At 42.4% G+C, this 11,991-nt stretch carries 12 protein-coding genes; 9 read left to right on the top strand and 3 right to left on the bottom strand.

Translation table 11 applies throughout. The features are described from left to right. Position 1: 1 nt before the first annotated feature. From AC1DOV_RS04815 to AC1DOV_RS04785, 7 genes are all read left to right on the top strand, one after another. Positions 2-1,210, top strand: coding sequence for a VWA domain-containing protein (locus AC1DOV_RS04815; RefSeq protein WP_477549329.1), 1,209 nt, complete (start codon positions 2-4; stop codon positions 1,208-1,210). 118 nt (positions 1,211-1,328) lie between these two features. Beyond that, entirely contained in the window at positions 1,329-2,405 is a 1,077-nt protein-coding gene (locus AC1DOV_RS04810) for a D-alanine--D-alanine ligase family protein (protein WP_477549328.1), read from the top strand. A 5-nt stretch (positions 2,406-2,410) separates the two neighbouring features. Then, on the top strand, positions 2,411-3,583 hold the full coding sequence (alr, locus tag AC1DOV_RS04805) for an alanine racemase (protein ID WP_477549327.1): 1,173 nt from the start codon (positions 2,411-2,413) through the stop codon (positions 3,581-3,583). Then, positions 3,535-4,386 (top strand): D-alanyl-D-alanine carboxypeptidase family protein, encoded by an 852-nt coding sequence (locus AC1DOV_RS04800; protein ID WP_477549326.1) that lies wholly within the window; start codon positions 3,535-3,537, stop codon positions 4,384-4,386. Before alr ends, AC1DOV_RS04800 begins: the two co-directional genes overlap by 49 nt. Beyond that, positions 4,331-5,401 carry an acyltransferase family protein gene (locus AC1DOV_RS04795; protein WP_477549325.1) on the top strand — a complete coding sequence of 357 codons (1,071 nt, stop codon included), beginning with the start codon at positions 4,331-4,333 and terminating at the stop codon, positions 5,399-5,401. The genes AC1DOV_RS04800 and AC1DOV_RS04795 overlap by 56 nt, the downstream gene beginning before the upstream one ends. Before the next feature lie 337 nt (positions 5,402-5,738). Beyond that, on the top strand, positions 5,739-6,092 hold the full coding sequence (locus tag AC1DOV_RS04790; protein ID WP_441882267.1) for a zinc ribbon domain-containing protein: 354 nt from the start codon (positions 5,739-5,741) through the stop codon (positions 6,090-6,092). 101 nt (positions 6,093-6,193) lie between these two features. After that, complete coding sequence (locus tag AC1DOV_RS04785) at positions 6,194-6,877, top strand: YjjG family noncanonical pyrimidine nucleotidase (protein ID WP_477549324.1); 684 nt, start codon at positions 6,194-6,196, stop codon at positions 6,875-6,877. A 34-nt stretch (positions 6,878-6,911) separates the two neighbouring features. Here the strand turns inward: AC1DOV_RS04785 and AC1DOV_RS04780 are convergent, their stop codons facing one another. Beyond that, entirely contained in the window at positions 6,912-7,325 is a 414-nt protein-coding gene (locus tag AC1DOV_RS04780; RefSeq protein ID WP_441882261.1) for a hypothetical protein, read from the bottom strand. 100 nt (positions 7,326-7,425) lie between these two features. Continuing rightward, positions 7,426-8,613: an ROK family protein gene (locus tag AC1DOV_RS04775; protein WP_076265903.1), complete on the bottom strand. Its 1,188-nt coding sequence runs from the start codon at positions 8,611-8,613 to the stop codon at positions 7,426-7,428. 282 nt (positions 8,614-8,895) lie between these two features. On the opposite strand from AC1DOV_RS04775, the gene AC1DOV_RS04770 reads away from it, so the two are divergent. Both AC1DOV_RS04770 and AC1DOV_RS04765 read left to right on the top strand, forming a co-directional pair. After that, positions 8,896-9,543, top strand: a complete 648-nt coding sequence (locus AC1DOV_RS04770; RefSeq protein ID WP_076265904.1) for a GntR family transcriptional regulator — start codon at positions 8,896-8,898, stop codon at positions 9,541-9,543. Positions 9,544-9,589: 46 nt separating this feature from the next. After that, on the top strand, positions 9,590-10,759 hold the full coding sequence (locus AC1DOV_RS04765) for a helix-turn-helix domain-containing protein (protein ID WP_477549323.1): 1,170 nt from the start codon (positions 9,590-9,592) through the stop codon (positions 10,757-10,759). 97 nt (positions 10,760-10,856) lie between these two features. Here AC1DOV_RS04765 and AC1DOV_RS04760 read toward each other — a convergent pair whose 3' ends face one another. After that, entirely contained in the window at positions 10,857-11,762 is a 906-nt protein-coding gene (locus tag AC1DOV_RS04760) for an RraA family protein (protein ID WP_477549322.1), read from the bottom strand. Positions 11,763-11,991 lie beyond the last annotated feature (229 nt).

Raw genomic sequence — 11,991 nt, 5'->3', positions numbered from 1 at the left:
TATGAGCGATAATGAGCATTTCGAACAATTAAAGCGTTGGCGCCTCATTTTGGGACATTCTGCAAACGACAAGCTATCTGACCTGGCGAATGGTCAGGAATTGCTCGATAGTGAGCTGAGCTTGATGGATCAAGCTCTTGCAGCCATTTATGATGAAACAACTGAGATTATGACGGACAAACCCAAAAACAGCGGTGGTCGTTCAGCTGGTCTTGGCGCATCATCGCCCAAATTAACCAAATGGCTAGGTGACGTTCGCAGCTTCTTTCCATCTGATATTGTATCGGTCATTCAAGCGGATGCCATTGAGCGGAAGGGTTTGACACAGCTGTTGTTCGAGCCGGAGACGCTAAGTCAGGTGAAGCCTGATATTCGGATGGTTGCGACACTCATTGCGTTAAAAGGCCGTATCCCTGAGAAAACAAAAGAAACAGCAAGATTACTCGTTCGCGAGGTCGTCGATGAAATTTTAGCTCGCTTGGAGCATGAAATTCGGCGAGCCGTTACAGGCGCTTTGAACCGAAGAAAACATTCACCGTTGCCTTCGATGACAGGGCTGGATTGGAAAACGACAATCCGCAGAAATTTGAAGCATTATGATTTGGATAGCCAAAAGCTTATTCCAGAACGGTTTTATTTTTTTGAACGCGCTCGGCGGAGTAAGGAATGGACCGTTATCCTCGATATCGATCAGAGCGGTTCGATGGCGGATTCGGTCATTTATGCTTCTATTATTGGTTCTATTTTTGCGAGCTTGCCTGCCTTGGATACACATGTTGTCGCCTTCGATACTGAAGTTGCTGATTTAAGCGAGCAATGTGCCAATGATCCAGTCGATATGTTGTTTGGCATTCAGCTCGGCGGCGGCACAGACATTAACAAATCAGTTCAATATTGCGAGCAGTTTATTAGCGACCCCAAGAAAACATTGTTTATTCTAATTTCAGATCTCTATGAAGGCGGCAACCAAGCATCACTTATTAGGCGGATGGAAAATATGCGGCAATCCGGCGTTAGCGTAATTTGCTTGTTAGCCTTGTCGGATAGCGGAGTTCCTTCTTATGACGCTGCGCTTGCAAAAAAGCTGTCCACATTTGGCATTCCATGCTTCGGCTGTACGCCGGACCGGCTTCCAGAGCTGATTGCAGGCGCGCTGCAAGGGCGAGATTTGCAGGAGCTTGCTAGCGCAATTGATCCAGCGGGTAAATAAACCTTATAAACAGTTTATGGAATCTTAAGCTTTAATTAAACTTTACTTACAAGCCTCTTAACGATTGATTGTTATCTTTAGTAATAGATAACAAGTCGATTTTGGGAGGTTTTTTTTTATGCAAACAAAACTATATGTCCTATACGGCGGCAAATCCGTCGAGCATGAGGTTTCATTAAAAACAGCATACACCGTTATTCAATCCATAGATGATTCTAAATTTGAAGTATTCCCCATTTACATTACGCGAGAAGGACTATGGTGTACGCCTGACAAGTTAAATCAAGAAGGACTTCAATTAACCGATCTTATAGCTTTGCCCAAGCTTAGGAGTGAAGCCGAGTCTATTGGACAGGTTTTAATGAGTCAATTCGCATTGCCAGGAAAAAAAGTTGTCTTGCCGCTGCTGCATGGCTCATATGGAGAGGATGGAACCGTACAAGGGCTGCTGGAATTGCTTAATGTTCCTTATGTTGGGAATGGTGTATTATCCTCAGCGCTTACACTGGACAAAGCCATCTCAAAGCAGCTATTAGAGCAAGCAGGCATTCATCAGGTCGACTACCGTGTTTATCGATATGATCAATGGCTCGAAGATCATTCAAAGGTACTTCAAATGGCAGAGGAGACCATTGGTTATCCTTGTTATGTGAAGCCAGCCTCACTTGGATCAAGCATCGGCATCAGCAGATGCCACGACAAACAAGAGCTGGTGGCTGGCATTACCGAAGCATTTAAGTATGACAACAAAATTGTGCTTGAGCGTGAAGTGATCGGCAGAGAGATTCAAGTGGCTGTTATGGGTAATGAGAAGCCGCTTGCATCACTGCCAGGCGAATTCATCCATGACCATGTCTTCTTCGATTTCGAGTCCAAATACATGGATAAGCAGCTAAAGATGTCGATTCCAGCGCATCTATCCGAAGAAATCACGTCGCAAATTAGGCAGCTAGCCATCAAAGCATACCATACTCATAACTGCTCGGGTCTTGCACGGGTAGACTTATTCTTAGATGGCAAGGGACAGTTGTATTTGAATGAAATCAATGCACTGCCTGGCTTTACGAATTACAGCATGTATCCGGTCATGTGGGAGCGGACGAATGGAACTCGATATTCGGAGCTTGTCGAGAAATTAATTGATTATGCTATCATGCGTCATGCTGAAAAACAATCGATACAGTACACGAGGTGATCGGTATGCTTAGAGATACTTGGGCTGACATTCATTTGAATTATATTCAAGACAATCTTATTCAGATTCGCGAAACGCTGCCAAACCATGTCAAGCTGATGGCAGTTGTGAAAGCAAATGGCTACGGACATGGCGATCTCGAATCTGCGCATATGGCTGAACAAGCAGGCGCTGATGTTCTGGCTGTTGCTTATTTAGAGGAAGCGCTCCGCCTTAGATCCTATGGCATGAAGCTGCCTATCCTTATTTTGACACCAATAGACGCTGAATATGTACACTTAGCCATCGAGAATGATTTGATGTTAACCGTTACAAATGCCACATGGTTTAAGGAAATGAGAAAATACAAACCGACTGCATCTGCCAAGAAGCTTCTTATCCATGTGAAAGTGGATACGGGGCTCGGGAGAATTGGTATTCAATCAATAGAAGAGTGGGACAAGCTTGTGCCATGGCTAAAAGCGCCAGATATCGAAGTGGATGGATTTTACACTCATTTTGCAACCGCAGGCAAAGTAGATACGACATTTCTTGAGCTGCAAACGAAACGCTTTATGGAGATGATGGAATGGAGCAAAAAGTCCGGTCTTCATATTCGTCATTATCATTGTGCGGGGAGTGCAGCTGCACTCCGATTTCCTAATCTTGCAATGGATATGGTACGCATAGGGGCGGCGATGTACGGCTTTTATCCTGAAAAGCTTGTGCAATCTGTGAAGCTCAAGCCTGTTTTGAGCTTGCACAGCAAGCTCATACAAGTAAAGAAGCTGCGCAAAGATGAGTGCCTAGGATACGACAATTCCTATCAGGCAGAAGAAGAGCAATGGATTGGCACAGTTCCGATTGGATATGCAGACGGCTGGTCACAAAGCATGCAAAATTCCGAGGTGCTGGTCAATGGACAACGGGCAAAAGTCGTCGGCAAAATATGTATGGATCAGCTCATGGTCAAGCTGCCAGGACCTTGTGCGGAAGGAACACAGGTGACTTTAATCGGACGACAGGGAGCAGAAGAGATCACATTTACAGAGCTAGCCGTCCATATTGGGAGCGTAGCACAGGAAATATCAACGTCGCTAACAGCTAGAGTAACAAGGAAATACAAGGACGTAGAGGAGGCTTGGACGAATTGGGGCAACCGAACCAAATTGAAACCATTCAAGAAAGCGGTTATGTAAAGCATACAGCTATTCAAGTTAGTCGTGCAGAAATGTATGAAGGACATCTGGTATTGGTTAATCAAGCCAACCCTATAAAACAGTCCATTTCACTCGACAAGTTGATCCCGCTTCATACTAATCCTGATATAAAATTGCTGGAGGAAGGTTTGTTACTAGAGAAAACATGCTTGCAGCATTTCAATATACTTCTAAATGAATCTCAAGCCATGAATGATATTATTGCAGTTAGCGCTTATCGCTCGAGAGAGGAGCAGGAGCAAATCTATGAAACCTCTCTAGTGGAAAATGGAGACGAGTATACCGCTTGTTATGTGGCTTTGCCAGGCCATAGCGAGCACCAAACGGGACTTGCCATCGATGTTGGGAAAATAGATGAACATGTCGACTTTATTGCGCCATCTTTCCCAGATAGCGGCATCTATATGGCATTCAAGCAGCTTGCTGCAAAAAATGGCTTTATTCAGCGGTACAAAGCAGGAAAAGAGGCTATAACAAACATCTCTTGTGAGCCATGGCATTTTCGTTATGTCGGTTATCCTCATGCCGAAATTATGGAGCAGCATGATTTTTGCTTGGAGGAGTACATCGATTTTGTCAGAAAATTTACTTATGACGGGAATTATCTCACCGTAGAAACAGACAGCATGCTCGTGCAAATTTATTATGTGCCGGCAGAGGAAGGACCTTCCACGACTGTTCCCATCCTAAATGGTGATCTATATCGAATATCAGGAAATAATAGGGATGGTTTTATCGTTACAGCTTTTACTGGAAAAGGGCAAAGATCACATGGTCTCTAAACCCAATTATAGCGGGCTCGACTGGCTTAAATTTATAGCGGCCCTATTCGTTATTGCCAATCACACCAGTCCGCTGCTCTCGTATAACGAATATTTTGACTTTCTATTCAGCGGAATCATCTCGCGATTAGCGGTGCCTATATTTTTTATGTCAACGGGCTTCTTTTTCTTCCGAAAGCTGACAGGAGATAAAGTTAAAGATCAAAAAGCGTTGTTCATGTATTTAAAGAAAATCGGAATCTTATATTTGATTGCTATCTTGTTGTACATTCCTTTGAATATGTACAAAGGTGATTTTTCTACTCAGTTTACCTTTGGTTCCTTTATAAGAGACATTGTTTTTGACGGTACGTTTTATCATCTATGGTATCTGCCTGCGCTGATCATTGGACTTGTTCTTACGTATTATTGGCATCAGAAAATGTCGCTTTCCATGCTGCTCGTTGTTGGTTTGTTTCTCTATATAGTAGGACTCTTCGGAGATAGTTATTATGGAATTACGGAAAACATAGCTGTTCTAAAACATGTCTATGAATGGCTGTTTCAATTTTTCGATTACACACGCAATGGTATATTCTATGCACCGATTTATCTCATATTAGGCATATGGGCAGCAAAACGTCCACAGCCTGCTAGAACGCCGATAAACTACGCGGGTTTGTTTCTGATTTCGTTAGCACTAATGATAGCCGAAGCATCCCTTCTGAAAGCAATACAATTTCCGCGGCATGACAGTATGTACGTATTTGCATGGCCAGCAACCTACTTCTTGTTCCACTGGGCGTTATCCTGGAAAGGCCGGTCTGGAAAAGCATTTAGGGAGTGGCGAGTATGGATTTATATATTGCATCCTATCGCTATCGTACTCGTTCGAGGAGCAGCTGAATTCGTGAAGCTGGAAGCTTTATTCATTACTAATAGCCTCATTCATTTTGTCGCTGTATGTCTTGCATCTATCGTTATGGCAGCACTCGCCGTACGAATATCCGTCATAAAATTTAAGTTACGACCATAGATATGATAATGGGAGATGTTCGTTAAGCAAATGAACGAGAGGAGAAGCCGCAGCGAAGGAGCATTACATGCAGCTGGGAGGGATTGCAATGAGTAACGAACTGCTCATTCAACTACTCGTGCTTATCGTAATGATCATCGATATGGCTAACCGATCCAAAGATTCGTAACGTTAAAAGGCAAAACATCGAAAGTGGTGTTTTGTCTTTTTTTTCGTGTTTGTATGAAAGGAGAGGAAAAGACAGCGCAGCAACGAATATGTTTAGATGTTGAGAAAATAAGAATCGTTCCCTTAAGCTTACGTTTTGAGAACGTAATAGATAGGAAGGAGCAACGCCGTGATTGAATGTCCTTGGTGCGGCAGCAGCGTTATACTCGAGCATAATTGTTGTCCGGAATGTAAACAAGAGGTTCTTGATGAGCATTTAGATCCCTTTGTTGATGAGCAAGAGAATGAGCTTGAAGAATCAGATCTCGAACTGGATGAGTATGATATAAACAACAGCATCGCGAATTCATTCAAATGCACAAAATGTAATCATAATGAGTGCGATATTAATGAATTGGCTATGACAGGTGCGGGATTAAGCAAGCTTCTAAACATTCAATATCAACATTATTTATTTGTTTCTTGCATGCAATGCGGATTCGTTGAAATATATGACCCTACGATATTAAGACGACGCAAGTGATGCTATTTCAAATTCAGCTTTAATGGAAACATACAAAGAATTTAGCTTGAAGGTAGGTTATAATCCATTCATGCTTAAAAGGTTAACAGGAGGATTTTCTAGTGAAATACGAAGTTATTTTGTTTGATGCGGACGATACCTTATTTGATTATTCTTTAGCAGAGGCGCACGCCCTTAAAAGTGTTTTCTTGGAGTTTCAAATTGACCTTCTACAATCACATATTGAACTCTATCGCTCAGTTAATCAGCAGTTGTGGAATGATTTTGAAAAGGGTGAGATTACTCTTGATTTTTTGCGGCATGAGCGATTTAGAAAACTGTTTGCAGAAGTTAAAGTCGAGCTTGATGCTGTACATTTTAGCGAGCGCTACGTTCATTACTTGGGAGAGGGCTCTTTCTTAATCGAGGGCTCGGATGTTCTTATTCAGCAGGTTCTTCATAATGGGCATCGCATTGCAATCATCACAAATGGGATTAAACAGACACAGCATAGTCGAATTGGCAGGTCTGCTTTTGCTCATTCGTTCGAGCATATTATCGTTTCTGAGGACACTGGTTTTTCGAAGCCGCAAACGGGAATTTTTGATTTTGCATTCGAGAAGCTGAATCTGATCAATAAATCTAAGGTGCTTATGGTCGGAGATTCATTAACATCTGATATCCAGGGCGGCCTCAATTATGGCATCGATACTTGCTGGTACAATCCGAAGCGAAAGCCTAATCGTACAAGCATTATTCCAACGTATGAAATTCATCATTTAAACGAGCTGCTGCAACTACTATAAAAAAGCTGTTATTGTATAAAATTGGATCAATCATTCATTCGTAATGTTTCCCTGCATCTGGAAACTTTCCTTCTGGCGGCATCCAAGAGCTTTGGAAAATGTTTTTTTCATTAACTACTGAATAGGTATAAGTCCAACCCTTTTCGTTTATAAAATTAACGTTTAAGTGATAAGGGTTATATTGTCTACCTACTTGTCGACTAATTTCCCACTTTTGATTAGGGTACCGTTCCTCTAAATATAGATTTAGCTGTTTTGTTTTATTTGAAACTTGATAATCAATCCAGTAGGGACGAATAACAAAAAGCAATAGCAAAAGTACAGTTAATGAACAAGACATACATAAACTCAGTTTTCTAACCTTCTTGGGTAAAAGTAATGCGATAACAAACATAATCATGACAAACACAATCGAAGCTGCAATTTCAAATATGGTTATTGGATGCAAAGAAATCCCCACCTCAAATTTTCATTTGTAGGATATTAGTTCTTCCATCATAGCCTATAAACAAGAACGATGCAGGCGACAGCCAGCATCGTTTTTGTTTCTAATTAAGTTCCCAATCCTGCAGCAGCATAATGGCTGCCCCGGCGGTAACGGCATCCTCAGTCAGCTGTCCTTGCGAAAATTTCGGTTCATATTGCGGTGAATAATAAATGTTGCTCCGCGCAACTTGAATGACCGTTTCATAAATCGTTTTATCGACATTGACGAGCGGGCCACCTAAAATGACAGCCTCGGGATGCAAAATATTAATGAGATTGGCGATACCAATGCCGAGATAGGTAGCCGTTTGTAGAAATTGCTCCGTAATGAATGCATCTTTTTGCAAATACGCTTTCCGCAACGCGTCAAATTGAACTTCCTCTGGCGGAATACCCATTAACGTGCTTGATCGGCCAAGCTTCAGTTGTGAGCGTATTTTCTTCTCCAACGCTGGAATCGAAACAAGCGCTTCAAGCGCGCCATAATTTCCTTCGTCGCCAAGCCTTGGACCATCAGTCTGAATGATCATTTGACCGAACGAGCCTTCCATATCTACTGCGCCTCTAACGATTTGTCCGCCTGACATCATCGAGGTACGCAGACCAACTCCCGCATGAACATAAAGCATGTGTTCAACCTCTTCATTGCGCAGCGCCCAATGCTCGCCGATAATAGCTGTGTTCGCTCCATTATCGAGCAGGGCAGGCATGCCAAGCCGCTGTTCCAACCAGTCACAGATGGGAACATCAATCCAGCCTCGTGCAGGAAAATAACGGGGTTTTAGCATAACGCCATCTTCACGGCTCAAAGGACCAACGGCGCCTATCCCAATGCCAATCACTTTGTTGCGATCAATGTGAAAGTCACTCATCATACGCTCAGCAATTTGAGTGATTTTGCCCACAAGCGTTTCTGGCGTCATTCTTTCATCCATCTTCCATCGTTCAAACGCGAGCGGTTTTAAATTCAAATCATATAAACCGATAGAGGAGGAGAAGCGGGATATTTCTAGCCCAAAGACAGCACGATGATCTGGATTGACGCGATACAATATAGGCTTTCGCCCGCCTGTAGATCTTCCCAGCTCTGAAGCAAGAATTAGACCATCCGTTAGCAGTTCCTCCAGCAATCTCGACAAGCTCGTGGATGTTATCGTTAGTCGCGCCATTAAAGCAGCTTTGGAAACGAGTCCATCGCGAATGATCAGATCAAAAACTTGTTTTTTTATTGTAGGTACTTTTACATTCATATTTGAATCTCCATTTGTCCAAGTAATTATATCGGATATTAATCAATCTCTATTATATGCTCTAGGAATTTGCATGACTAGACAAAGTCTTAAAATATTTTATAAGTCATTTTAATCTTATGTACCATTCGTTTTGATCAGATGCTTATTCACAACCAAGCCGCAGTATATTTGTCAGTTTTCGACAAAATAATCGGTTGTCATAGCTGGGAATAAGTTCTATAATCTTGTTACAAAGCATATTATCGATAATCGATAATCGGAAACGGAGAAGTGAATGTTATGTTTGAGAACATGTCAATTCCTTCGGTTAGCTCCATTAGTGATCAGGTTTACACAGCATTAAAGAAGGAAATTCTAGCAGGCGAGCTGCAGCCGGGAGCTAGGTTGCTCGTTCTTGAGATTGCAAAGAAATTCAACATCAGCCAAGCACCGGTTCGTGAAGCGCTGGAACGACTGAAATCAGCAGGATTTAGTACAAGCATCCCCAACAAAGGTTCAATTGTTTCATACATAACCGACAAGGAAATAAAAGATATTTTCGAGCTGAGAGAGATCATAGAAGGTTTTGCGGTTCGGCAATCTATGAAGCAGCTAAACGAAAATGATTTTAACTATTTAGAAGATCTGATACGTCAAATGGATCTTGCTCATGAGCAAAACGATATTTTGAACATATTAGAGCTTGATATGGAGTTCCATGGCTTTTTTTATAGACGCTGCGATAACCATATGATTCTCGATCTTTGGAATCGGATGCGAATCAAAGTAATGCGGTTTATGGCTATTTCCAATCGTCATTACTCCACAGAAGAGCTGGCGGATTGGCATCTTCGACTCGTAGACGTTCTGCGCACTGGCGACGCTGCACTAGCAGAAGAAGCTTTTACTTTGCATATGCACTCTTACAAAATGATTCATCTCAATTAAAGTCATTCATTTCACAAGTCGACCTTACAAGAGGGGGAAATGGAGAATGTTAAGCGAGGGGTTATTATTTAAAGAAGATGTCATTCTTACGTGGATGAGGGAGCGTTTCTTGCGAAACCTGGTGTCTAATGCCCGTGCAATGAAGTCGGATTTAAAAGAAAGCTTATCCAGGCTTCAGCTTAATCCCTATTACACTTTTCCTGTTATGGCTTTGGTAGAACCGACGATCCCATTTGAAGATGAGCATGAGAAAATCATTTATTTGGAGCAAATTCGGGATTATATGCAAAAAAAAATGACCGAAGGCAGCGTCGTATTTGTGGATGAGGAGGGCAGAATTGGCATGCTCTTCTCATGGGTATCGAAGGAATCTATCGAGAAGATGCAGACTATGCTCAAAGAGCATTTTCTTCATTCCTTTAATGTCGGGGTGGGCAAACCATGCAGTCAATTATATGATATTGTTCATTCCTATCGACAGGCTGCGCGCGCGCTGCAGTATAAATTTTATAGTGGAACGGGCAAAATTAATTATTTCAGCGAGCTGGGACGCTTGGAATCGCTGCAGCAATACCCATCAGATAAGGAGAAGCAGCTTTTTGACATTTACAAAGCCGCAGAGACAACCGCAGAGATTGAAGAAAGTGTTCACCTTTTTTATGCTGAGCTGCTTCATGATGGACCGATTGATACACAGAGCGTATATGATGTGACCGTTAGGCTTCTCGTCGGAATAGAAAAACGTGTATTATCAGAGACAGAGCATGTTAGCATGTATGAGCGGTTTGACGTGATGTCGATCGTGAAGCTTGCGACTTTGGATGAAATTAAACAGTATGTCATTCATTTTTTAATTGGATTGAAAGAAGTGTTCTCGTACAACCAGAAGGAGAGCCACCGCAGCATTATCAAAAAAACGATTCATCATATGGAGCAGGAATGCCAATATGTATCCTTGCAAAGTGTGGCACAGAAAGTGTATATGACGCCAACCTACTTAAGCCTGCTATTCAAAATGAATACAGGAAAAACGTTCATCGAGCATTTGACGGACATTCGAATGGATAAAGCGAAGGACATGCTAAAGAGCACCCATTACAAAAATTATGAAGTAGCAGAGAAGGTCGGCTACCAAGATCCGCGGTATTTCAGTCAAATCTTTAAGAAAAAGGTCGGGCTCTCGCCTAGTGAATATCGGGAAACGATTGGTAAGTAAAAGCATGTCATATGAAAAGGACTCTAGCGGCGGCGTGATCCAGCTAGAGTCCTATTTCTCATATTTAAACCACAATTGCTAGTTTCGAACGAATTGCCTAGAGCCGAACATCGCTTTGCGGTCCGTTTCGATCCCTCATTTGTGCTTCCTCAAGCTCAGCATCCCAGTTTAGATGACGATATTCCTCGGCTGCGGCATCATTTTCGAACCAGTTCAAGAAATCTGTCCAAAGCGCAACGTCCCATCCGGCATCAATTTGTGCTGTCGAGTATACGCTGTCACGCAGTCTAACGAAACCAAACACATCACGTACTTGGGATTTTTCCGCTTGTACGACCGTCAGCTCAGCTAAATGAGGCGGAATAAAAATAACGCCAGAAGGAGTGCCGAGTACTACATCGCCAGGCATACAAATAGCCTTGCCAATTCGTGTTGGAACGTTCATGCCTACCATTGTAACGTCCGCAATCGCAGTAGGATCGCTGCCGCGATAATACACATTGATATTATCGATTTCTACGATTTGCTGATTATCGCGAATGCCGCCCCAAATGACAGCACCGCCTCGCTTCGTGCGTGTGGAAATAGCTGTAGATAAATTCCCGCCTACGTAAGTGCCGAGATGCACTTTATCAAACATATCCACTACTGCGACGTCATCTTCTACAAGCGAATCAATAACCCATTGGTTGAAAAAGCCTTTTCGATTTTCTTGCTCATGTCCATAGTTAAGCAGCGTTTCATGCAGATCAGGTCGTTTAGGCACCATTACAGCTGTAACAGCGCGTCCAACCATTATTTTATTCGGATGGACAATTTTGAAATCACCTTCGAACTGAAAGGCATAACCTCTGTTCCAGAGAGGGCCCCAAGCCTCCTCCAAAGTGATTTTGCGCATGCGCCTTAGAACATCTTCGGATACTTTAGGACGTCCATTCGAAAAGCGTTCACCCTCCCAAAGCGGCGTAAGCTGGATCATATCTTCCGGATTGTCAAATTTCATCTGAGCACCTCTTTCGCAATAGTGTGTTTGAAGGCTGCTGTTATTTGCTTTCTATGTCTATTGTTAGGGACATTCCCATATTTGTCGATGCGACTTTCTTAAGATATTTATGGGGCAATCTATGAATTTTTCACACTATATAAAATCAAACGATTTCATAATTTCTTCACCTTCATTCATGTAACCGCTTTCGTATAAAGTAAAGGAACATTATCTAGGAAAGGGGACG

Source organism: Paenibacillus sp. 01T47 (genome assembly GCF_056398245.1).
Note: the sequence above shows the minus strand (reverse complement) of the source record. Positions and strands in the feature narration are given on the sequence as shown.